Raw genomic sequence first — 22,666 nt, 5'->3', positions numbered from 1 at the left:
AGTTAATATGGATTTAGAGTGCCATACTGTTTATTTGTTACTTGGCAGTAATATTGGAAATCGGCTTGAATATTTAAAGCGTGCAACATTGCTTTTGGCGGAAAAAGTGGGGCAGATTTCGGCCCAGTCAGCTATTTATCAAACTGCAGCTTGGGGTAACGAAGACCAACCTGCATTTTTAAATTTGGCATTGGAAATTTATACTGATTTAACGCCTTTAGAAGTATTACAAATGGCCTTATTGATAGAAAGAACGATGGGAAGAGTAAGAAAAGACCATTGGGGACAACGCTTAATTGATATTGACCTGTTGCTTTTCGATCAGGAAATTATTGATTTGGGCGATGAATTACAAATACCGCATCCGCAGATGCAATTTAGGAATTTTGTCCTCATTCCGCTAAGTGAAATTGCCGGAACGATCATTCATCCCTTACTAAAAGTGTCAATAGATGATTTACGAAAGCAATGCAAGGATCCGTTGTTGGTTGAAAAGATATAAGACGGATTAGGCAGCTAACGACTTCCCCCTAAAATAGAAACTAGAAAAAATAAGATAAAGCAACAGTACAAATGGAATCGCTACGAATTGTAAGGCAATAATAAGCGCAGCTGAGCAAATTAAGAAAATATATTTTAACCTATTTGCAGACCACGCTAGACTTTTAAATTTAAGCGAAAACAGCCTAAATTCGCTAATCATTAGGTAAGAAGTGACGGCTATAATGCCGATAAGCAGTAACGAAGAGCCGACCACCAACGGATAGTCCACAGCGATAAAGGGAAGCGAACAGATAAAAAAGGTATTCATTGGCGTATTTAAACCGATAAAATCCTCTGTCTGTCGTTCGTCATTGTTAAACTTTGCAAGTCGAACGGCAGAAAAAACAGTAATTATAAAGCCCAAATAGGGTAGGATTGAAGAGCTATAGTCGCTCTGCTTTAACAATTGAAACATAATCACTCCTGGCAATACGCCAAAACTTACCACGTCTGCCAAAGAATCTAGATCCTTACCAATGATCGAGTTCGCCTTTAAAAGTCGAGCCATCATGCCGTCGAAAAAATCAAATATTCCCGATAGGATGACAAAATAGGCTGCGATTTGTAAAGCACCTAAGTCGCCTTTAAAAGCGAAGGCAATGCCAATGCATCCAGAAAAAAGATTGGCACACGTAATTGCATTCGGAATGTGTTTTTTCATGGATTGAAAGGTAAAAACAATAGCGCTCAACTGGTGAGTCGAGCGCCATATTCTAGTAGTATCGTTAGATTAGCTATTCATCGAAATCAAAAACTCTTCATTGCTTTTTGTTCCCTTTATCTGCCGTTGTACAAACTCCATAGCTTCTTGGCTATTCATATCTGCCAAGTGATTGCGCAATATCCAAACTCTTTGCAAGGTGTCTCTATCGTGCAGTAAATCGTCTCTACGTGTACTGGAGGCAGTGATGTCGATGGCTGGAAAGATGCGTTTGTTCGATAACTTACGATCCAACTGAAGCTCCATATTTCCTGTTCCTTTAAACTCTTCGAAAATTACCTCATCCATTTTAGAGCCTGTGTCTGTTAGTGCAGTGGCTAAAATAGTGAGCGATCCGCCATTTTCTATATTTCTTGCGGCACCAAAAAAGCGCTTAGGTTTGTGCAGTGCGTTCGCATCGACACCACCGGAAAGAATTTTACCACTTGCCGGAGCCGTTGTGTTGTAAGCACGAGCTAAACGAGTAATAGAATCTAATAAAATAACCACATCGTGACCACTTTCTACTAGCCGTTTTGCTTTTTCCAACACAATATTGGCAATTTTTACGTGGCGTTCTGCCGGTTCATCAAATGTAGATGCCACTACTTCTGCACGCACACTGCGAGCCATATCTGTAACTTCCTCTGGGCGCTCATCAATTAAAAGGATAATCAAATAAACCTCAGGATGGTTCTTTGCAATTGCATTGGCCACTTCCTTAAGTAAATTTGTTTTACCGGTTTTTGGCTGCGCAACAATTAACCCACGTTGCCCTTTACCAATCGGCGTAAAAAGGTCCATTATCCGGGTAGAATAATTGCTATTGTCGGTAAATAAGTTTAAACGTTCTGTTGGGAAAAGTGGGGTAAGATAATCGAAAGGAACACGGTCTCTTACTTCCGCAGGCAGTTTTCCATTAATGGTTTCAACCCTTACCAATGGAAAATATTTTTCCCCTTCTTTTGGCGGTCTTATGCTCCCGTTAACTGTATCGCCTGTTTTTAAACCAAACAATTTAATTTGCGACTGGGACACATAAATATCATCTGGAGAAGTGAGGTAGTTGTAATCCGCAGAGCGTAAAAAGCCATAACCATCTGGCATAATTTCCAATACGCCTTCATTTGTAATTACGTTTTCGAAATCCAAATTTGAATAGCTGTTTTCGTTTTTTTGATGATGATCACTGCTATTGTGCTTCTGGCGATTTTCATCTCGAGGCGCTTTGTCTTTGTCTTTCTCTTTAGAATTTTTTTGAATCGGTTTGTGCTTCAGTTGAGGAACTTCTTTGTTTTCTTCAATAAGTTCAGAAATCGATTTTAACCCTTCGGTTTTTACTGCAGCTTCTGGTTCCTGTTCTTTTAGTAAAACTCTAGTGTTCGGTTCGTCGAACAAGGTGACAGATTCTTTCTTATCATCAGCAGCATTCGGTATAACATCTTTTTTTACCCTTGCGCGCTTTTTAGCGGTGTTGTCAACTCCTGATTTTACTGGTTCGGACACTGGCGCAGCTTCGGCAATTGGTGCAATTTTGGCCGATTTCGCCACCTTGCTCGTTTTTAGTTTTACAGCTACTGCTTTGGCGCTTTCAGATTGTTCGTCGGAAACACCTACTTCTGATGTATTTTTTGCTAATTCTTGTTGATGCAACAGCGCCTCTACAAGATCGATTTTTCTAAAAGTATCGGCTCCTTCTAAGCCGTAGTTTTCTGCAAGCGTCCGCAATTCTGAGGTAAGCTTATCATTTAATTCTGTTTTGCTAAACATTATGATTTTTTGGTATTTCGGGAAATTTTTTTGCTAAATTATTTTAATAAGTCAATCCAGAAACTCTTTTTAGTTCGGAATTTAACATTAGATATGTTTGTGATTTCTGATAGATTTAAAGAAAAAAAAATTATAATTCGTATTGGGACACTGCACTATGAGAGATTTAGCGCGGTTTTAATCATCGAATAACTGCATAAACACATGCATAAAAAATAATAACAAAAATAGTTTTGATAAGTTTTTTGAGATATTCAGGTGCTTTACCGAGAATTATGCTGCAATTTTATGTATTTACATTGAAACCTGCAAGAAAAATATTAAATTATTTTTAGATTCTTTTGCTGCGGAGATTTAATCAATCTATTTTCTGTTAAAATTTTTCATATTTGCAGCTCATATCCATCAAATGACCAAACAACAGCTTTTCGACCAAATTAAGTTAAAACAGAGTTTTCTCTGCGTTGGTTTAGATCCTGACGTGGATAAAATTCCGAAACACTTACTGCGCTACAACAACCCAATTCTTGAATTTAACAAGCAGATTATTGCAGCTACAGCAGATATTTCAGTTGCTTATAAGCCCAACACTGCTTTTTACGAATGTTTAGGAGTGCCGGGGTGGGAAGCTTTAATTGGAACCACTAAGGTAATTCCCGATGACATATTTACCATCGCAGACGCTAAACGAGGAGATATTGGCAATACGTCGAAAAAATATGCGCAAACTTTTTTTAACGCAGAAGTTTCACAGATGGATTTTGATGCAGTAACCGTTGCGCCATATATGGGGAGCGACTCTGTCTTGCCTTTTCTAGACTTTAAAAATAAGTGGGTTATACTTTTAGCGCTAACTTCAAACGAAGGCCATCGAGATTTTCAATTGAAAGAAATCGGAAACAGAAGACTTTTTGAACACGTCTTAGAAACCTCTCTAACCTGGGGAAGTGATGAACAGCTAATGTATGTCGTTGGCGCCACTAGAGGTGAGCTTTTTGAAGAGGTGAGGAAAATTATTCCCGACCATTTCTTGTTAGTGCCAGGCGTTGGTGCACAGGGTGGCAATTTGCAAGCGGTATGTCAATATGGATTAAATGGCCAATGTGGATTATTGGTTAATTCCTCTCGGGGAATAATTTACGCCAGCAGTGGAGAAGATTTTGCTGAGAAAGCTAGAGAAGCCGCCTTGGAAATCCAACAGGAGATGGCAAAGATTCTAAGTAGTCGACAACTTATTAGTTGAGATTTTCAAATTTTTATTGGTCAAATGGCTTAATGCAACTAGCAAAATGAAAGCATCAATAGATGTAAAATTGGTCCTCGCCCTAATGGGGGTAGCCATCATTTGGGGCACAACCTATTTGGGGATAAGAGTTGCCGTAAAGACAATCCCTGCCTGGTATGTTACCGCAATTAGGCAAACCATTTCATCGGTCATTATATTGGCTATTTTACTTTACAAGAAAGAGTTAAAATGGATCGGTTGGCAAAATCTTTCGCGACAAATGGTGCTCTCGATAGCCATGGTCGTCATCGCAAATGGTTTAACAACTGTGGCAGAAAAAACTGTCCCTAGCGGAGTTACCTCTCTGATAAATTCTATTTCTCCGCTATTGGTATTTATAGTTACGGTAATTTTAGGGATGCAGAAAGCCACCGTAAAAGGGATTATTGGTATTATTCTTGGTTTTTTGGGTGCTGTGTTTATTTTTAGAGCGGAGTTTTTTCGATTGCTCGATGCCGACTACAGAAATGGAATATTAGCGCTGATGATTGCAGTAACCGGATGGACAATCGGAACAGTATATTCTAAATTACAGAGCATTAAACCAGCATATATTTTTTTAAATTTATTTTACCAGTTCGCATTCGCAGCAGTAATTCAGTTTTTTTTGGCGCTAGCATTTTCCGGTAAGGTAAACGTTTCCAATTGGGCGCATGAAAGTCTATTGGCAATTTGTTATTTAGCCGTATTTGGTTCTGTACTAGGCTATTTTTGCTACCATTACGCGCTCAAGCGGGTTTCTGCATCGGATGTTTCTATACTGACCTATTTTAATACCGTTATTGCCATTTTTCTGGGTTGGCTTATACTGAATGAAAAGGTGAGCTTAGATCTTGTTGTCGCGACGGTACTTATTGTGGCTGGCGTAATAATTACCAATTATAAGAAAAAAGCAACACCGCTAAAAGCGTGAAAAACGTGCTTGCTGAAGGGAAATAATAATCCTCTAAAAACAGTTATAAATTTTTGCATGCCTAAATCTAAAACTTCATTAGGCCTCCAACTGCTTAATTATCAATAAATAAACCTTATCTTCAAAAATGGGTTTTCCGGAAGAGTTTTTACACTATGTTTGGCGCTTTAAGTCTTTTGATTTTTGCAATTTACAATGTGTTGACGGAACCCCTTTTTCTATCTTACACGTCGGTTTGCTCAACCAACATGCCGGACCAGATTTTAGTCAGGCAAAAATTAAGATCGAGGACACAATTTTGGTTGGCGATGTAGAAATCCATCTAAAATCTTCTGATTGGTTGAGACACAACCACCAAGTAGATCCTGCTTATGATACTGTCATTTTGCACGTTGTTTTTGAACACGATGCTGACATTACCCGAAAAGATGGAACATTAATACCGGTTTTGAAGCTTAAAAATCGAATAGCAATTGATTTAATAGAACGATATGCAGATTTGTGTTTAAATTTAAATGCTTTTCCCTGTTCGGCTCAAATAGGATCAATTGACAAATTTATTGTGGATGCTTTTTTATCGCGCACCCTGATAGAGCGGTTCGAGCAAAAGGCAGATTTATTAGGTAAATCGCTTGAGCAACTAAAAGGAAATTGGGATGAAGCCTTTTACCACATGCTAGCTGCAAACTTTGGATTTAAAGTAAACGCGCTTCCTTTCGAGCTATTTGCAAAGGCTTTACCACAACAAATTTATGCCAAACACAAAGAAAATGCGCTGCAGGTAGAGGCGTTAGTTTTTGGCGTAGCAGGATTTTTAAACGATAATTATTTAGAGCAGTATCCAAAGGATTTAAAAACTGAATTTGAATTTCTAAAAAAAAAGTATGCGTTGCAGGCTTTAAGCCCGAGTATCTGGAAGTTTATGAGGATGCGCCCACAGAATTTTCCTACGGTTCGGTTGGCGCAATTTGCAGCGCTAATTCTTAAAGAAAATCATCTTTTTTCTAAAATTTTGAACATTAAAAGCCCGACGGAGTTGCGGGCGCTTTTTGAAAATTTGCCTTTAAATCCATATTGGAAAACACATTACCATTTTAAGAAAGAAACGCCTGCAGTGGGCGCTCAAATGGGTCGCGCTTCGATCGATAATATTTTATTAAATACAGTGGCACTTTTTTTGTTTGCTTATGGCAAGCACACTGGCACAGATGGTTACGTACATCGGGCAATTAAACTATTAGAACAACTCCCGGCAGAGATTAACGCAATTACTGCGTCATTTAAGAGTGCAGGTGTGCAACTAGAACACGCTTTTGCATCGCAAGGCGCCATTCAATTAAAAAAGGCTTATTGTGATCAAAAAAAATGCTTATTTTGTGGTATCGGAATTAAAATTTTAAAGCAGGCATAATATGTTTCAAAAAACAATCACCTATTTCGAAAAGCAAAGTTTTGGCGTTTCCACTTATCTAGCAAATAAGTTCGATATGAGCACCGCAAAAGTGCGTTTGTTTTTTATTTATTCTTCTTTTCTGGCGGTTGGTTTTCCAATCTTATTTTACTTTTTGGCAGCAGTTGTGTTAGACATTCGACACTACATGAGGCGAATGCGACTGAGGGTGTTCGAATAACGTATTTCTACTAGATTTTTTTGTTTTCTACAAAAGCTAAAAACCAAACTTGTTTAGAAGTGTCTTTCTACCGATTCACAAAAACAAAGATAGCATTATGGAAACGTCACAAGAAGGAAGTAGTAACAATACTCAAGAAGAAAATATTAAGGATTTAGGAGGTAAAGAAGCTGTAGAAAAGCTTAGAGAACTGGCCGAAAAAGCGGAAAGCTGTTTCTTCTGTACCAACATTAAAACAGGAATTCCGATTTCAGTGCGCCCGATGGCCATCCAACAAGTAGATGATGAAGGGAATATTTGGTTTATGAGCATGAAGGAAAGCCACAAAAATCAAGAGATTGCTGCAGATCCATTTACCAATTTAATGTTTCAGGCCTCCGCACATTCTGGTTTCGTAAACATTTACGGAATAGCAGAAATTAGCAGAGATCAGGCAAAGATTGATGAGCTCTGGAGCCCGATAATTAAAACTTGGTTTCAAGGGGGGAAAGACGATCCAAGTATCTCATTGATTAAAGTTGTGCCTTCAGAAGGATATTATTGGGACAATAAGCATGGCAATGCGATTGCATTTTTAAAAATGGCCGCTTCAGTAGTTACCGGTAAAACCATGGATGATAGCGTTGAAGGAGATTTGGATTTGTAGAAGTAAATGATTTAATTTGGATTATTTATCTTCCAAATAATCGTACCCCTCTACATCTTCTCTTCTATTGCTCTTAAAGGAATGGTCCTCAGAAGACTGTTTTTTGTTGGAAAAAAAGCTTTCAGCCTGTATTCTTTTAATTAGATTCCGCACCAGCGACAGATCGAAGGAATCTTTATTTAATTTAATACAATATTCTTTATCGGTTATTTCTAAATAGGAAGTTTCCATATTAACAAAATTTATTTTCAGTAAAAATAGAAAAGGCTTGGCAAATTTAATCGCCAAGCCTTTTAAGTTTTTGTTATGGTTATGTTAAGAAAACCAATTCATTACATCTTCTTTAGATGGCAATGTAATCTCTAGCTTTAACTTTTTGCGCATTCCTCCTAAATCATTGAAAACCTTATTGGGGTTTGCAGCTTTTAACTCATCTATCGTATTAATGTTCATTTTGCGAAGCACTTGCACCCATTCTGCAGAAACGCCAATTGCCACAAAATCTGCATCAGTCGTAACCTTCGCTTTCTTCTCAGGCCGCATTTGAGGAAAGAATAACACTTCTTGAATGGTACTTTGGTTGGTCATTAACATTACCAACCGATCTATTCCAACTCCCAAACCAGAAGTTGGCGGCATACCGTATTCTAATGCTCTCAAAAAGTCTTCATCCATGGCCATAGCTTCATCGTCGCCTCTGTCGGCTAGTTTTAATTGTCCAACAAGCCTTTCTTTTTGGTCAATCGGATCATTTAGTTCCGAATACGCGTTGGCAATTTCTTTTCCATTTACAAAAAGTTCGAAGCGTTCTACCAATCCTTCTTCTGTGCGATGCATCTTAGCTAAGGGCGTCATCTCTACCGGATAGTCGGTTATATAAGTGGGTTGGATTAAGTTTGCCTCAACCTTTTCGCTGAAAATCTCATCTATTAATTTTCCTCGTCCCATGGTTGGGTTCGTCTCGATGTTAAGATCCTTGCAGATCTTTAGCAATTCCTCTTCGGTCATTTTAGAGACGTTTATTCCGGTATATTTTTCAATAGATTGATACATGGTTAACTTTTCGTAGGGTCCTGCGAAATTTATTTCGTTTTCTCCTACCTTAACCATTGCAGTTCCATTGGTTGCGATAGCTACTTTTTCTAAACATTCCTCTACCATGGCCATCATCCAGATATAATCTTTATAAGCAACGTAAATTTCCATTGCGGTATATTCTGGATTATGCGTTCTATCCATTCCTTCATTACGGAACATTTTTCCAAACTCATAAACACCGTCAAAGCCTGCAACAATTAATCGTTTTAGATATAATTCGTTTGCGATCCGCAAAAATAACGGCATATCTAAAGTATTGTGATGCGTTGCAAAGGGTCTTGCTGCTGCTCCACCATGAATGGGCTGCAGAATAGGCGTTTCTACTTCCATCCAACCCTTACTATCGAAATAGTTTCGCATGGTATTTATAACCTTGCTACGTTTGATGAAAATCTCCTTAAAATCTGGGTTGACAGTTAAATCTACATAACGCATTCTGTAACGCATTTCTGGATCTGTAAATCCATCGTAAATTTTACCATCTTCATCTCTCTTAACTACAGGTAAAGGCTTCAACGCCTTTGCCAAAACAGTTAAGGACGTAACGTGAACCGATATTTCTCCTGTTTGCGTGGTGAAAACGTAACCGGTTATGCCGATGAAATCTCCAAGATCTAATAGCTTTTTAAATACAATATTGTACAGCGTTTTATCTTCTCCAACACAGAGATCATCTCGTTTTAGATACAGCTGCATTCTACCAGAAGAATCCTGAATTTCTGCAAAAGAAGCATTGCCCATAATACGACGCGACATTATCCTGCCAGCCATTTTAACACTTTGATAAGCAATTTTATTCTGCTCATAGTTTGCGTGGATGTCTGTTGCAAAAGTATCTACTTCAAAAAGTTCTGCAGGGTAGGGGTTTATGCCTAATTCGCGAAGTTGTTTTAAAGAATCTCTACGTATTATTTCTTGTTCTGATAATCCTGTATTCATGTCGATGATCGATTTTCTGCAAAACTAATCATTTTTGAATATTTAATCCGAATATGGACAAAATAGCAACTGAAACAAAGATTTGAATGTTAACAAGATTTGAGCAGCTTAGCTATGCATTAGTTTCAAAACAAAATATCGGTAGGTTTAAACTCTTCATTTCGATTTTTAAGTTGGATCATTTCCTCACCATCTGAGCAAATAAAATCTACTAGATCGACTTCTAATATTTGAGTAATCTCGAAAAGACGGTTTAGCGTAATGTTGCTATAACCTAGTTCAATTTTACTGTAGGCATTTTGTGAGATGCTAAGTTTGCTGGCAAGGTAATCCTGTGTGTAATTTCTATACTCTCTAATTTTTCTGATGTTCGATATTAGTTCTTTGGTTTTCGAGTCGCTAATTTGTTTCATAGTTTGGTTATAAGCTTTATAAACGAAATAAAAAATGATCTGGTTTTGTTAAGCGCCGCAGATAGGTGGATAAATAATTGATATTTTTAATCTACTCTTTTGGGTTATAATGTATTCTTTCAAGTTGTTTGGTATCCACTTGAAGAGAAAACTGGGTGATGATTAATCACGTTTATTAGTCATATATATTGAAAGGGAACGCTGAAAACCTTTAATAGAGTAAGCAAAATAAAACCATAATAATTATGAAAATGCAAGAACTAAACAGTGTTGAATTACAAGAAGTGAACGGTGGAAATAATTCATCATCAAGTGAAAGTGGTTTTTTTGGATCGTTTGACATCACCAGCTTGTTCTCTTATCAGAGTTCAAACCAAAATCGCAACCGCAACAGCTCTAGCTCTTTTTCATTAGGAAATGGAATCAGTTCAGGTTTCGGTGGCATGTTCGGCCGAAGTTCAAATTCTAACTAGGAATATCGTAGTGGCAGTTTTTGCTGTCTGTACGAAAGTAAAATGTACAAGGGGATGGTTATGCTATCCCCTTGTTATTTTAACACAAGATAGCGTCAATTTCCAAATGACAATAATTGCCTTAAATCATTTAGCAATAGATGTTTATGAGAGATAGAGTGCTACGCAAGCGCTGTTCGTTTCTTTAAGCAGCAATAATAATGCATCGTTTTTACCGATTTAGAAGTTCAAAAATATCGGCAGGAGAGAAAATCGATCTAAATCTGCGCATTGAGAGGGAATTAAATATCTCTTCCGCTAAGGAAATGTTAATAGGAATTGTGCGCTAACTCGTTTATTTCTTGCAAATACCTCTAGTCTAATTATAAATGCTCAAAGATTACAAATCACTGAATGGACAACAATGACGATAAGATATTCCCTGCAGAATTTCTGTCATTAACTGCAGAATATCATTTTAAGAAATATAACCCTCAAACGAATACAGTTTATCTCCTTGTGGTTGGCTCCGTACTAGTAGCCCTATTTTCCATGTTTTTTATTAAGGTAAATATTAATGTAAAAGCGCTCGGCACCATTAAATCTTCTACCGAACACAACGAAATTAAATCCTTGGTATCTGCAACGGTCGATTCGATATTTATAAAGGAAAACCAGCACATTACGAAGGGACAGATTTTGGTCAGGCTTAGGTCGGCAGCCATCAATCAACAAGATTTGTCTGCCCGTTTACAACAACGTGAGTTTGAAGCACAATTGACCGATCTTAAATTATTGGTAGCGATTGTTAGGAATAAGAATTGGAAAGGCAGGCCAAATTTGGCTTCTGCATTGTATGGGCAACAGTTTGTACTTCTACAGCAAAAAGCACGTGACGCGACAAATAGGTTGGCTGCTGCCAATAAGGATGAAGAACGTTACCGCTTTTTGTACAAAAATAAAGTAGTTTCAGCTTCGGAGTATGACGCTGTGCACTTAACTTATCAAAATGCAAGAAGTGCCTTGCAATTAATTTATGATAGCCAAGCCGCTCAATGGGAGGCTGCCTTGAATGAACTCAAAACACAGATGCTAAATCTAAAATCGCAGGGCGAATCTATTAATCAGCAAAAAGACCTATATACTTTGCGGGCACCCGTAAGCGGTACGATACAGAATTTACAAGGCATCCAACCCGGAAGCGTCATTGCCGCAAATGAGCTGATCGCTGAAATTTCGCCTGAAACAGGAATGATAGGAGAAGTATATGTATTGCCTAGAGATGTTGGTCTTATTAGACTTCGCAACAAAGTAAATTTTCAGGTGGATGCCTTTAATTACAACCAATGGGGACTTCTTACCGGTGAAGTGTTGACAATATCGAACGATATTTTTACAAAAGATGGTCAACAGCCCTATTTCAAGATTCGGTGCAAACTCGATCAAAATTATTTGAAGTTGAAAAATGGCTATGTAGGTAAGGTAAAAAACGGCATGACCTTGCAAGCGAACTTTTTTGTAACGCGCCGAACTCTCTTTCAGTTATTGTATGATAAGGCGGACAATTGGTTAAATCCGGGGCAGTTACCAAATAAATCTACCAAACAAACCTAATATATGGCAAGTTTCGATCATATCGTTACCAAAGCAGAAAGCTACTGTAAAATAATTCTTAAGCGAATTGAAAAGTTGCCCTTCATTAAAAAATGGCAAGCGATAAAGATAAATAAGCGGATGCGCAAGCGCATTCAGGTTATGCAACATGATATTATGGACTGTGGGGCTGCCTGCCTTGCATCTGTAGCGGCTTATTACAAATTAAATATGCCTATCGCCCTCATTCGTCAATACGCATCAACTGATAAAAAGGGCACAAACGTATTAGGTATTATAGAAGCCTCTGCAAAAATTGGCTTTTCTGCGAGAGGGGTGAAGGGTGCTTTCGAAAACCTATTTGAGATACCCGTACCGACCATTGCACATGTAATTATAAATAAGCAACTGCACCATTATGTTGTCATATACGGTGTAACGGATGCCTACATTGAAATCATGGATCCCAGTTATGGGCATCTTCGTAAGGTGACGCACGATGAATTTAAGGAAATTTGGACCGGTGTTCTGGTACTTATAGCTCCCAATGATAGCTTTGTTGCAGGTGAAAAAAAGATTTCAGTTGAAAAGCGCTTCGTTTATCTCCTTAAACCGCACAAATCGATGTTATTGCAGGTATTGCTAGGGGCTATTGTTTATACAATCCTAGGATTATCAACTGCTATATTTCTCCAAAAAATAATTGATAATGTGCTTCCAGAAGCAAACGCCAACTTACTAAACCTCATGGGTATAGGAATGGTTGTTGTTATTTTTCTGCAAATATTTATTAATCATGCACGGACCTTAATTACCCTCAAAACCGGTCAGCAGATTGATGCTCGCCTAATTCTAGGATATTATAAACACTTACTTCGGCTGCCCCAGCAGTTTTTTGACAATATGCGCGTTGGCGAAATAATTTCGCGGATTAATGATGCTGTTAAAATTCGATCGTTCATCAACGAAGTGTTGGTGATGTTTGCCGTAAACATGTTTATTCTTATATTTTCCTTTGCGCTTATGTTTACCTACTATTGGAAACTGGCGCTTATCATGCTGATTATTGTTCCGTTGTTTGCCCTTATTTATAAATTTTCCGATCGGGTAAATAAGACCACACAACGTAGGCTTATGGAAAGGGCTGCAGATCTGCAAACTCAACTTGTTGAATCTGTAAATGCCATTCCTACCATTAAACGTTTCGGTTTGGAAGATTTCGCAAATTTTAAAACCGAAACGCGCTTCATCAACATGCTTAAGACGGTCTACAAATCAGCTACTAATGGTCTGTGGATTGGCAACTTTAGTACATTTGTTTCCAGTATTTTCACCGTAATTCTATTATGGGCAGGTTCTATGTTTGTAATGGATAAAATTATTACTCCGGGCGAGTTGCTTTCGTTTTATTCTATAATAGGTTATTTTATGAGCCCGATGGCAGGTTTGATAGGAATGAATAAGACTTGGCAAGATGCCAGGATCGCAGCCGACAGACTTTTTGAAATTATGGATATGGAGCAAGAGCCAAATGAGAATCGGATAGCGCTTGATCCAGACATGGTCGGGAATATTGTGTTTAAGGATGTACATTTTAGATATGGTACGAGAGCCACTGTTTTTGAGGGACTTGATCTGAATATTCCAAAGGGTGAAATTACCGCGATAGTCGGAGAAAGCGGGTCTGGAAAAACTACCCTGCTATCTTTGATGCAGAATATCTACCAACTGCAATCGGGTTTTATTTTTATTGGTGACTACGACATCAAATACATCACAAATGAAAGCCTACGTTCAGTGGTAGGAGTGGTGCCGCAAGATGTTCACCTTTTTGCAGGCAATATTATAGAAAATATTGCGGTGGGTGATCTTTCGCCAGATATGAAACAAGTAATGAAGATTTGTCGGGAACTCGAGATAACCAGCTTTATTGAACGTTTGCCCAATGGCTTCAATACCTTTTTAGGGGAGAACGGTACCAATCTTTCAGGAGGACAGCGCCAGAGAATAGCTATCGCTCGTGCGCTCTATCGCAATCCAGAAATATTAATTTTAGATGAGGCTACCTCGTCACTTGATTCGGAATCTGAACAACACGTGCAAAATGCAATTGCTTTATTGAGAGCACAAGGCAAAACCATTATTGTAATAGCGCATAGATTAAGTACGATTATGAGTGCGGATAAAATTGCAGTATTGCACAATGGAAAACTAATTGAAGAAGGTTCACATCACCTGTTGATAAATAAAAAAGGAAGATACTTTAACATGTGGCAAAAACAGTTTCCTTCGATGAACCCAATAAACTAGTGGAGATGCCGTTTACCAAAATAAAGAAAACTCATTGATAAGTGATTAGTGACGGGAGGTAGTGAATTCAAAACTTAGCTGAGTTCTGTTTCGAAGTGTGGTCGATTCAAATCGAAGAATTATCGCTTTGAGTGGAACAAAAGGTTTCATAACTAGATATTAATGCCTTTTCTAGTTAGTAATCTCTTTTTACCTGTAAATAATGGAGATAGACTAAAACTTACTGCTTTTTTAAAAAATCTAAATTTCGTCTTAAACCAGCAAATTTTGTACGTTTCACTGCGGAATTTTTAAACACCTTTTTAAAAACCTCATCAGAAATTTCTGTAAGATCTCTGGCCGACAGTTCTAACAGACCGTTTTTTGGCATAAATTCCTCCTCATTGTGCGGTTTTGAAAATCGGTTCCATGGACAAACATCCTGACATATGTCACAACCGAAAGCCCAGTTTTCCATTTGTCCTTTAAATCCTGTTGGAATTTGATCTCTCAACTCTATAGTTAAGTACGAAATGCACTTTGTGCTGTCTATCGTTTGCGGCGAAATAATTGCATCTGTTGGGCAGGCATCTATACATTTTGTACAAGTGCCGCAATAATCAATTTGAAACGGTTCATCATAATCCAATTCTAAATCGATAATTAGCTCTGCTAGAAAGAAAAATGATCCGCTTTGTTTGCTGATGATATTAGCATTTTTACCAACCCAGCCAATACCTGCTTTTTTTGCCCAGGCCCTATCTAAAACAGGAGCGGAATCCACGAAAGCTCTACCGCCAACGTCGCCAATCTCTTCCTGAATAAACTTAAGCAAGCTTTTAAGTTTATCTTTTATTACATAATGGTAATCTTCTCCATACGCATATTTAGAAATCTTAGGGGCAGATAAATCCTTTTGTACCTCTTTAGGATAATAGTTTAGCGCCAAAGAAATTACAGACTTCGCATCATCAACCAATAAACGTGGATCTAATCGCTTATCGAAATAATTCTCCATATAGCTCATTTTGCCATGACTGCCATTTTTAAGCCATTTCTCCAATCTTGGCGCCTCTTCCTCTAAAAAGCCAGCTTTCGCAATGCCACATTGAAGAAAACCAAGTTTCAAGGCTTCCTCTTTAATAAAAACACTATTTTTTTTTAATTGGCTGTGCATCGCCAACAAAGATAGGGCTAAAAACCAAAACATTTTAAAGGCATCCCTTGTTACTTAACAGAACACAAACTTTTATATGAGATGCTTAAAATAGTATTTTAGGCCACAATTTTTCTAAAACCTAAGCAAATGGAAAATATAGATCCTGCACACACAGAAGGACAAGAGCCTTCCAAACCGATAGAGACAAGTTATGAAGATCATAAACACGATCCAGGGCCGGGAGAACCAGCTGTAACAGAAAAAGATAAAAACGGAGCAAGTAAGGCCTTAATGTGGATTCTTCCAATCTTGGTAATAGCCTTATTAATTTTCTGGTTCTTGATCAGAAAATAAATGCGTTAGTTTTAAAGAAAGAAAATGATAGAAAGACCTCAAAGAAATAACAAACGTTTCTTTGAGGTCTTTTTTTGCAACATTATAATCGTTCTGTTTTATATACTGAACTGTTACAGGCCCAACTATTTAAGTAGCCTAACCTCATAAAGATCTGTCCGTCTGTCTTTTAAAAGTTTTACTGTGCCATAGTGATGAAGCTCGTCTAATAAATGTAAATCTACATCTACTACAAGCATCATTTCCGTATTGGGCGTGGTTTCTGCTTTCACTGCGTTCGTTGGAAATGCAAAGTCTGAAGGTGTAAAAACAGCAGATTGCGCAAATTGAATGTCCATATTATTCACCTTCGGTAAATTGCCTACACAGCCAGCAATCGCTACATAACATTCATTTTCAATTGCTCTCGCCTGGGCGCAATGTCTTACTCTTGTGTATCCATTCTGCGTATCAGTGAGAAAGGGAACAAATAGAATTTGCATCCCTTGATCTGCATAGATCCTGCTAAGTTCGGGAAACTCTACATCATAACAAATCAAAATACCAACTTTACCGCAATCTGTATCGAAAACTTGCACTTTATCGCCGCCTACCATGCCATAATATTTTCGTTCATTCGGAGTGATGTGAATTTTACAATACTCATCTATTTTGCCAGTTCTATGGCATAAGTAAGTAGCGTTATATAGCTTACCGTCTCGCAGCAGCGGCATACTGCCAGAAATAATATTTACATTGTAGCTAAGTGCGTATTCATGCATTTTATCTACAATCTCCTGTGTTTTTTCCGCGAGTTTCCGCATGGCCTCAATTTCGGGTAAATGGTTATAAGGCTGTAGAAGTGGCGTGTTGAACAATTCTGGAAAAAGAATAAAATCCGACTGGTACCCGCTCACGGCATCTACGAAAAACTCTACCTGCTCATAAAAGGTTTCCATGTCTGGAAATAAGCGCATTTGCCACTGCACCAAGCCCAATCTAATATTTGCCGCAGAACGTGCAGATGCGTCAATTCCTTGGTAATAAATATTATTCCACTCAATTAGTGTGGCAAACTCCTTAGATTCATGATCTCCCGGGAGGTAATTTTTAAGCACCTTACGCACATGAAAATCATTTGACAGTTGAAAAGTCAGGGTTGGATCGTAAAACTCCTTAGACTTAACTTTATCTATGTATTGTCGGGGCGTTAACGTTTCAGCATGTTGGTGATATCCGGGGATGCGGCCGCCAGCAATAATGCTTTTAAGATTTAGCGTTTCACAAAGTTCTTTTCTAGCTTCGTATAACCTTCTGCCAAGTCTTAATCCGCGAAACTCTGGATGAACAAAAATCTCTATCCCGTACAAGGTATCCCCGGTGGAATTGTGCGTAGAAAAAGAAAAATCGCCTGTGATTAGTTTATAGGTATGCCTGTCTCCGAATTCATCATAATCTACAATAATGGTAAGCGCGCATGCGACTACTTTATCATCTACAGCGATGCAAAGCTGTCCATCCGGAAATATTTTTAATAATTTTGCTATGTTATTTTTGCTCCAAACTTGTCCACCTAAGGTATCATATGCTTGTAGCATGGATTCTCTTAAATCGGCATAATCTTCAAGCGTAAGTTTTCTTATTTCTATGTTCATATTGTTTTTTGCTATTGTCAAAAATAAAACTAGTTCTTAAATTCTAGTCGCACTCAGGAACGGTATATGTCCATGTTTCTGTATTTGTGCCGGGGATTACAAAACCGTTTCCTCTTAAATTTTCAAACCAAAGTTTTCCACGTAATTTTTCCACAGGAGCAACTTCATTCATGGTCAAGCTGTCGTATAGGCGGCCATTAATCATTACATATTTGATTTTCTCAGAATTTCTGATGTCGCTAAGTGGATTTGCATCCATGATCACAAGATCTGCCAACTTACCTGTTTCCAAAGAACCGATTTCCTTATCCATTCCCAAGTAACTGGCGCCATTTAGTGTTGCGGATCTGATTGCTTCCAAAGGGCTCATACCTCCCTGCACCAACATCCAAAGTTCCCAATGTGCGCCAAGGCCTTGCAGCTGTCCATGCGCGCCCAAATTTATTTTCGTTCCTCCATCGGCAATTTTCTTTACTGCTTTTGATACATCTATGTGGTGATAATCGCCATATTCTGAGGTAGTTCGACGTCTCGAACGCGCATCTATAATAGATCTGGGCGTAAAAGAAAGCAATCTTTCATTTTCCCACACATTGGTTCTATCATACCAATAATTTTCGCCCCATTGACCTCCATAAGCCACAATTAAAGTAGGCGTGTAGGCAACCTTTGTGTTGTTCCAGAAACTTACCACATCTTTGTAAATCGGTGTTACCGGTATGGCATGTTCGATACCTGTGTGGCCATCCGCTATCATGTTCATGTTGGTAAAAAACGTAGATCCACCTTCTGGAACAACTTCCATTTTTAACTGGCGTGCGGCTTCCAAAATTTGTTGCCTCTGATCTCTTCTTGGCTGATTGTACGATTTTACCGAAAACGCACCAACAGCCTTTAACCTTCGCAAATTTGCTAATGCATCATCTAAACTATTGATTACGACCTTAAAATCGCCATCGGCACCATATAAAATAGAACCTGTAGAATAAACTCTCGGCCCCAATAAACGCCCTGCTTTAAGCATCTCACTCTGACTAAAAACCATTTCCGTATTGCTAGATGGGTCATGGGAAGTGGTTACCCCAAAAGCAAGATTTGCCAAATAACTCCAATCCGTTTGCGGAGTTATACCATCTGGACTTGTTCTTAAATGTGCATGAACGTCTACTATGCCTGGCATAATGGTTTTTCCACTTACATCAATTACCTTTGCATCTTCTGGAATGGTTACTGCATCTGCCTTTCCAACCGCAACAATCTTATTGGCCTCAACCAAAATTGTTCCATTTTCAATTACCTCATCACCCTTCATGGTAATGATTCTGGCGCCCTTCAAAGCAATTTTGCCTACCGGTACATCTGTGGGAACCGCCAAGCTTATTTCTACAGAAACTGATTCAGATTTTTGGCCTCCGCCATCAAAATTAAAAGCATTTTTTGCATCTATAGTGAAATACCTCGAACCCAAAGTCCAATGTAGGTTTTTGCTGTCCGCACTCCAGTGGATGTAGGTTCCCCCGTCAGTAGTTACTTTTACTACGGGAATTGATTTATTGTCTGCCGAAGCGTCTTGTGCGGTTCCGGTAACCACCATTGGTGTGATGTATACGTTAAATAATTCATTAAAAGCGAGCCAATTATTATCGGGACTTATTACAAACTGGTTTGCATATTTGGAGGTAAACAAGGTACGTTCGTTGGCACCAGAAAGATCAATGCTATTTAATGTCTTCTTCCCATCTTGATTGCTCTGAAAAAATATTCGACTGTCGTCCTTATTAAATTGGGGCCTGATGCCGCTTTCGCTAATTAGTGTTTTCGGGCCACCGTTTGCAGATGCCATGTAGATGCCTGTCCCTCTTCCAAAGTTATATCCCAATACATCATTGCCGCTTCCTTTCCTAAAAACCACTTTATCGCCCTTGTTAGAAAATTGTGGAGAGTAGTAGAATCCTCTTTCATCGCTAATGGTGGTTATTGTACCAGTCTTCAGTTCAATTTTCTTAACAGATCCCCTTAATTCATCATTCCAGGTGGTAAACACAAGAAAGTTTCCATCATTGCTAAAACTAGGTTCAAATTCCCAATCTAAACCACTTGTTAACCTCTGTGGACTTCCATCCGGCATGTCCTGCTTGTAAAGAAAACCCATGGCATTAAATACAATCATTTTACCATCAGGTGATGTAGTGAGTTGACGGAGCATTTTTGCCTGAACATCTTTAGTAAATACTTTTTGATCGAAATGTAGAGAGGCTTGCACTGTTTGATTACTTGACACCTGAAATGGGATCTCTTCGCTCTGTAAGCTGTTTACATCGGCTTTTTTAATTTTTCCTTTTGCATAAAACACCACAGATTTGCTGTCCGGCATCCATGCAAAATTAGGATATACCCCAAAAATGGCCCAAGTTTCCTGCTGATCGTGAGACAATTCGTCATATACAGGCCACTCCTCGCCAGTTTTTATATTCTGCACAAATAGCACAGATTTTAATCTAACACGCTTTATGAAAGCAATTAAAGTGCCGTCTGGCGATACTTGTGGCCTTGCCGAACCGCCTTGTTCGTCAATAAAATTGTTAAGTTCACCCGTTTTCAAATCTAATTGGCGAATGACATAAATGGTTTTGTTTGGATCTTTATTGTATTCAAAATTTGGCCCCTGTGTTGCGTCTTCACTAAAATAGAGATATTTACCATCTGGTGAGATATTTGGTTCGCCAGCATCTTGTTGATCGTTTTTTCTTTTAGTCAACTGGATCCCATCGCCACCGTTTAGGCTATACATCCACATTTCGCCAGCACCCAAACTTCTCGATCCCGTGTAGTGTTTTCTTGCCACTAAGTAATTGCTATTTGGCATCCAAGTGGCATTGTTTAACAACCTAAAAGTTTCCTTGGTTATCTGTTTTTTTCCTGAACCATCTCTATTCATGATCCAAATGTTATCCCCTCCCGATTTATCGCTGGTGTAAGAAATAAATTTTCCATCCGGACTAAAACGAGGTTGGATGTCCCAAGCAATGCCGCCGCTAAGTAGCTTTGCATTACCCCCAGAAATAGGCATCACATAAATATCACCCAGCAAATCAAACGCAATTTCTTTGCCGTCAGGACTCACATCTAAATTCATCCATGTGCCTTCGTCGGTTGTAATACTAAAGTTTTTTGTAGGGCCTAAGTATTTTTCTACATCCCATTTTTTATCTTGTGCGGTAACACCAAATGAAACGAAGAGCATAACAAAAAGGAAGTAGATTTTTTTCATTCTAGGATTTTAAAAATTAACGCGCAATTTAACAATATCAAGCGTTTTTTTATAATTTTGATATCGTTGATTTATGACAACAGCAGATATTTTACAAAAGTATTGGGGGCATTCTTCGTTTAGGCCGCTCCAAGAGGAAATTATTTCTGCTGTATTGGCTGGGAACGATGCGCTCGCGCTTTTGCCTACCGGCGGTGGTAAATCTGTCTGTTTCCAAGTGCCAGCAATGGCCATGAAGGGTATATGTATTGTCGTCTCGCCCCTAATTGCTTTAATGAAGGATCAAGTAGAAAATTTGTCTTCCAAAGGCATCAATGCTATTGCGATTTATGCGGGAATGGGTAAAAGAGAAATAGACATCTTGCTAGATAATTGTATTTACGGCGACATCAAGTTTCTTTATTTATCTCCAGAAAGGCTGCTATCGGAGTTGGTCAAAACCCGAATTTCGTACATGACTGTTAACCTGTTTGCGATAGATGAAGCGCATTGTATTTCTCAATGGGGTTACGATTTTCGACCACCTTATTTGACGCTGTCGAAATTAAGGGAAATCCATCCCGAGGTTCCTATTTTAGCTTTAACAGCAACGGCGACAAATAGAGTGCGTATCGATATTTGTGAAAAGTTAACGTTAAGAAACCCAAATATTTTTGTTAAAAGTTTCGCTAGAGAAAATTTAAGTTACTCTGTATTCGATCAAGAAGACAAGTATCAAAAATTATTGGAAGTTTGCAAAAACGTAGCAGGTACTGGCTTAGTTTACGTGCGAAATAGGCGAGAAACAGCAGAAGTAGCAAATTTTTTAAATAGGAATTACATCAAAGCCGATTTCTACAATGCCGGTTTAGAAAGAGAGCTAAGGTTTAAAAAACAAGAAGATTGGAAAAGCAATAGATGTAGAATTATGGTAGCCACCAATGCTTTTGGAATGGGTATAGACAAAGCGAATGTTAGGTTTGTAGTACATTTAGATTTGCCCGAAAGTTTAGAAGCGTATTATCAAGAGGCAGGTAGAGCAGGTAGGGATGAGCGCAAAGCCTATGCAGTCCTGTTGGCAAATCGGAGCGACATCATTAGTTTAAATGCGCGCTACCTGAGTAACTTCCCATCCGCCGACGACGTTCGACAAACCTATCAGTATTTAGGCAATTACTTTCAGCTTGCCGTCGGCGCCGGAGAAATGCTTAGCCTAATGTTCGATCTAGCCGATTTTTGCAAAAAATTTAACCTTAGTGTCTTGAGAACAATCACAGCCTTAAAATTTCTAGAACACGATGGGTACATCACCCTTTCTGAAAGCGTTTTATTATCATCCAGAGTGATGTTTACCATTGCACATGAGGATGTTTATAGATTTCAGATTGAGAACAAAGGTTATGATACGCTGATTAAAACTATTTTAAGGTCTTATGGAGGCGCTTTTGATGGGTATGTTAAAATTAAAGAAAGCGACCTTGCACAGCGTACAAAAATTTCTTTTAACGACGTGGTAAATATGTTAAATAAGCTGCAACAGCAAGAAGTGCTTTCTTACCTGCCTCAAACAGACCAGCCACAGTTGCAATTTCTACGACCGAGACGAGATGTGCAGCATTTCGATTTAGATGTGAAATATCTGCAGCTGAGGAAAGAAATAATCCAGAAACAAATTGAAGCAGTAATTAATTATGCCTGTACCAATGTTTGTAGAAACATTCAGTTGCTTCGTTACTTTGATGATGAGTCTGCAAAGAAATGCGGCGTTTGTGATGTTTGTCTTGCAGAAAAACGCGCCGCATTTGATGTCGAAACGAGCGATAATATAGTTTTCGAACTGGTTCAGCATCTGCAAATTGTAAGTGCTACACTTCCCGAACTTTTATCGAGCATTAAAGTGGGTACCGAAAAAGAAAAAATTAAAATTCTGCGCGAACTGATGGATGCGGGCAAAGTTAAAAGCGACGGTAAAAAATATTATATTTAGCAGGTGAAAG

19 protein-coding genes are annotated in these 22,666 nt (G+C 38.5%); 11 read left to right on the top strand and 8 right to left on the bottom strand.

Going from position 1 to position 22,666, the window contains the following annotated elements; translation table 11 throughout:
- Nucleotides 1–7: 7 nt before the first annotated feature.
- Nucleotides 8–502, top strand: a complete 495-nt coding sequence (gene folK, locus ACVWYG_RS03280) for a 2-amino-4-hydroxy-6-hydroxymethyldihydropteridine diphosphokinase (protein ID WP_457268702.1) — start codon at nt 8–10, stop codon at nt 500–502.
- A gap of 6 nt (nt 503–508) precedes the next feature.
- Here the strand turns inward: folK and ACVWYG_RS03275 are convergent, their stop codons facing one another.
- Together ACVWYG_RS03275 and rho are read right to left on the bottom strand one after the other, a co-directional pair.
- A complete protein-coding gene (locus tag ACVWYG_RS03275; protein ID WP_457268701.1) occupies nt 509–1,204 on the bottom strand; it encodes a CDP-alcohol phosphatidyltransferase family protein in 696 nt (231 codons plus the stop codon).
- A 69-nt stretch (nt 1,205–1,273) separates the two neighbouring features.
- Nucleotides 1,274–3,013 carry a transcription termination factor Rho gene (gene rho / locus ACVWYG_RS03270; RefSeq protein ID WP_457268700.1) on the bottom strand — a complete coding sequence of 580 codons (1,740 nt, stop codon included), beginning with the start codon at nt 3,011–3,013 and terminating at the stop codon, nt 1,274–1,276.
- 409 nt (nt 3,014–3,422) lie between these two features.
- On the opposite strand from rho, the gene pyrF reads away from it, so the two are divergent.
- The 5 genes from pyrF (at nt 3,423) to ACVWYG_RS03245 (ending at nt 7,488) form a co-directional block, all read left to right on the top strand.
- Nucleotides 3,423–4,256 carry an orotidine-5'-phosphate decarboxylase gene (gene pyrF, locus ACVWYG_RS03265; protein WP_457268699.1) on the top strand — a complete coding sequence of 278 codons (834 nt, stop codon included), beginning with the start codon at nt 3,423–3,425 and terminating at the stop codon, nt 4,254–4,256.
- 46 nt (nt 4,257–4,302) lie between these two features.
- Nucleotides 4,303–5,211, top strand: coding sequence for a DMT family transporter (locus ACVWYG_RS03260; protein WP_457268698.1), 909 nt, complete (start codon nt 4,303–4,305; stop codon nt 5,209–5,211).
- 127 nt (nt 5,212–5,338) lie between these two features.
- Nucleotides 5,339–6,622, top strand: a complete 1,284-nt coding sequence (locus tag ACVWYG_RS03255) for a DUF2851 family protein (RefSeq protein WP_457268697.1) — start codon at nt 5,339–5,341, stop codon at nt 6,620–6,622.
- Between the two features lies 1 nt (nt 6,623).
- On the top strand, nt 6,624–6,842 hold the full coding sequence (locus ACVWYG_RS03250) for a PspC domain-containing protein (protein ID WP_457268696.1): 219 nt from the start codon (nt 6,624–6,626) through the stop codon (nt 6,840–6,842).
- Between the two features lie 97 nt (nt 6,843–6,939).
- Complete coding sequence (locus ACVWYG_RS03245) at nt 6,940–7,488, top strand: pyridoxamine 5'-phosphate oxidase family protein (protein WP_457268695.1); 549 nt, start codon at nt 6,940–6,942, stop codon at nt 7,486–7,488.
- 21 nt (nt 7,489–7,509) lie between these two features.
- Here ACVWYG_RS03245 and ACVWYG_RS03240 read toward each other — a convergent pair whose 3' ends face one another.
- The 3 genes from ACVWYG_RS03240 to ACVWYG_RS03230 form a co-directional block, all read right to left on the bottom strand.
- Nucleotides 7,510–7,719, bottom strand: coding sequence for a hypothetical protein (locus ACVWYG_RS03240; RefSeq protein ID WP_457268694.1), 210 nt, complete (start codon nt 7,717–7,719; stop codon nt 7,510–7,512).
- Between the two features lie 84 nt (nt 7,720–7,803).
- On the bottom strand, nt 7,804–9,525 hold the full coding sequence (gene lysS / locus ACVWYG_RS03235) for a lysine--tRNA ligase (RefSeq protein WP_457268693.1): 1,722 nt from the start codon (nt 9,523–9,525) through the stop codon (nt 7,804–7,806).
- Between the two features lie 125 nt (nt 9,526–9,650).
- Complete coding sequence (locus ACVWYG_RS03230; RefSeq protein WP_457268692.1) at nt 9,651–9,938, bottom strand: helix-turn-helix domain-containing protein; 288 nt, start codon at nt 9,936–9,938, stop codon at nt 9,651–9,653.
- Between the two features lie 245 nt (nt 9,939–10,183).
- Between ACVWYG_RS03230 and ACVWYG_RS03225 the strand changes: the two genes are divergently transcribed.
- The 3 genes from ACVWYG_RS03225 (at nt 10,184) to ACVWYG_RS03215 (ending at nt 14,293) form a co-directional block, all read left to right on the top strand.
- Complete coding sequence (locus ACVWYG_RS03225) at nt 10,184–10,411, top strand: hypothetical protein (RefSeq protein ID WP_457268691.1); 228 nt, start codon at nt 10,184–10,186, stop codon at nt 10,409–10,411.
- A gap of 393 nt (nt 10,412–10,804) precedes the next feature.
- A complete protein-coding gene (locus tag ACVWYG_RS03220) occupies nt 10,805–12,004 on the top strand; it encodes an HlyD family secretion protein (protein WP_457268690.1) in 1,200 nt (399 codons plus the stop codon).
- Between the two features lie 3 nt (nt 12,005–12,007).
- On the top strand, nt 12,008–14,293 hold the full coding sequence (locus ACVWYG_RS03215) for a peptidase domain-containing ABC transporter (RefSeq protein ID WP_457268689.1): 2,286 nt from the start codon (nt 12,008–12,010) through the stop codon (nt 14,291–14,293).
- Between the two features lie 220 nt (nt 14,294–14,513).
- Here the strand turns inward: ACVWYG_RS03215 and queG are convergent, their stop codons facing one another.
- Nucleotides 14,514–15,449, bottom strand: a complete 936-nt coding sequence (queG, locus tag ACVWYG_RS03210) for a tRNA epoxyqueuosine(34) reductase QueG (protein ID WP_457268830.1) — start codon at nt 15,447–15,449, stop codon at nt 14,514–14,516.
- Nucleotides 15,450–15,578: 129 nt separating this feature from the next.
- Between queG and ACVWYG_RS03205 the strand changes: the two genes are divergently transcribed.
- The gene (locus tag ACVWYG_RS03205; RefSeq protein WP_457268688.1) at nt 15,579–15,785 is read left to right on the top strand and encodes a hypothetical protein; all 207 of its coding nucleotides are present in this window, start codon (nt 15,579–15,581) and stop codon (nt 15,783–15,785) included.
- A 125-nt stretch (nt 15,786–15,910) separates the two neighbouring features.
- Here ACVWYG_RS03205 and ACVWYG_RS03200 read toward each other — a convergent pair whose 3' ends face one another.
- Both ACVWYG_RS03200 and ACVWYG_RS03195 read right to left on the bottom strand, forming a co-directional pair.
- Nucleotides 15,911–17,419, bottom strand: a complete 1,509-nt coding sequence (locus ACVWYG_RS03200) for a GNAT family N-acetyltransferase (RefSeq protein WP_457268687.1) — start codon at nt 17,417–17,419, stop codon at nt 15,911–15,913.
- A gap of 43 nt (nt 17,420–17,462) precedes the next feature.
- The gene (locus ACVWYG_RS03195) at nt 17,463–20,690 is read right to left on the bottom strand and encodes an amidohydrolase family protein (RefSeq protein ID WP_457268686.1); all 3,228 of its coding nucleotides are present in this window, start codon (nt 20,688–20,690) and stop codon (nt 17,463–17,465) included.
- Nucleotides 20,691–20,763: 73 nt separating this feature from the next.
- Between ACVWYG_RS03195 and ACVWYG_RS03190 the strand changes: the two genes are divergently transcribed.
- The gene (locus ACVWYG_RS03190; RefSeq protein WP_457268685.1) at nt 20,764–22,656 is read left to right on the top strand and encodes a RecQ family ATP-dependent DNA helicase; all 1,893 of its coding nucleotides are present in this window, start codon (nt 20,764–20,766) and stop codon (nt 22,654–22,656) included.
- The last annotated feature ends 10 nt before the right edge of the window (nt 22,657–22,666 follow it).

The sequence above is a fragment of the Pedobacter sp. UYEF25 genome (assembly GCF_054061655.1).
Note: the sequence above shows the minus strand (reverse complement) of the source record. Positions and strands in the feature narration are given on the sequence as shown.

Coding starts and splice junctions, on each gene's coding strand:
- folK (WP_457268702.1), top strand. CDS start 8: ATGGATTTAGAGTGCCATACTGTTTATTTGTTACTTGGCAGTAATATT.
- ACVWYG_RS03275 (WP_457268701.1), bottom strand. CDS start 1,204: ATGAAAAAACACATTCCGAATGCAATTACGTGTGCCAATCTTTTTTCT.
- rho (WP_457268700.1), bottom strand. CDS start 3,013: ATGTTTAGCAAAACAGAATTAAATGATAAGCTTACCTCAGAATTGCGG.
- pyrF (WP_457268699.1), top strand. CDS start 3,423: ATGACCAAACAACAGCTTTTCGACCAAATTAAGTTAAAACAGAGTTTT.
- ACVWYG_RS03260 (WP_457268698.1), top strand. CDS start 4,303: ATGAAAGCATCAATAGATGTAAAATTGGTCCTCGCCCTAATGGGGGTA.
- ACVWYG_RS03255 (WP_457268697.1), top strand. CDS start 5,339: ATGGGTTTTCCGGAAGAGTTTTTACACTATGTTTGGCGCTTTAAGTCT.
- ACVWYG_RS03250 (WP_457268696.1), top strand. CDS start 6,624: ATGTTTCAAAAAACAATCACCTATTTCGAAAAGCAAAGTTTTGGCGTT.
- ACVWYG_RS03245 (WP_457268695.1), top strand. CDS start 6,940: ATGGAAACGTCACAAGAAGGAAGTAGTAACAATACTCAAGAAGAAAAT.
- ACVWYG_RS03240 (WP_457268694.1), bottom strand. CDS start 7,719: ATGGAAACTTCCTATTTAGAAATAACCGATAAAGAATATTGTATTAAA.
- lysS (WP_457268693.1), bottom strand. CDS start 9,525: ATGAATACAGGATTATCAGAACAAGAAATAATACGTAGAGATTCTTTA.
- ACVWYG_RS03230 (WP_457268692.1), bottom strand. CDS start 9,938: ATGAAACAAATTAGCGACTCGAAAACCAAAGAACTAATATCGAACATC.
- ACVWYG_RS03225 (WP_457268691.1), top strand. CDS start 10,184: ATGAAAATGCAAGAACTAAACAGTGTTGAATTACAAGAAGTGAACGGT.
- ACVWYG_RS03220 (WP_457268690.1), top strand. CDS start 10,805: ATGGACAACAATGACGATAAGATATTCCCTGCAGAATTTCTGTCATTA.
- ACVWYG_RS03215 (WP_457268689.1), top strand. CDS start 12,008: ATGGCAAGTTTCGATCATATCGTTACCAAAGCAGAAAGCTACTGTAAA.
- queG (WP_457268830.1), bottom strand. CDS start 15,449: ATGCACAGCCAATTAAAAAAAAATAGTGTTTTTATTAAAGAGGAAGCC.
- ACVWYG_RS03205 (WP_457268688.1), top strand. CDS start 15,579: ATGGAAAATATAGATCCTGCACACACAGAAGGACAAGAGCCTTCCAAA.
- ACVWYG_RS03200 (WP_457268687.1), bottom strand. CDS start 17,419: ATGAACATAGAAATAAGAAAACTTACGCTTGAAGATTATGCCGATTTA.
- ACVWYG_RS03195 (WP_457268686.1), bottom strand. CDS start 20,690: ATGAAAAAAATCTACTTCCTTTTTGTTATGCTCTTCGTTTCATTTGGT.
- ACVWYG_RS03190 (WP_457268685.1), top strand. CDS start 20,764: ATGACAACAGCAGATATTTTACAAAAGTATTGGGGGCATTCTTCGTTT.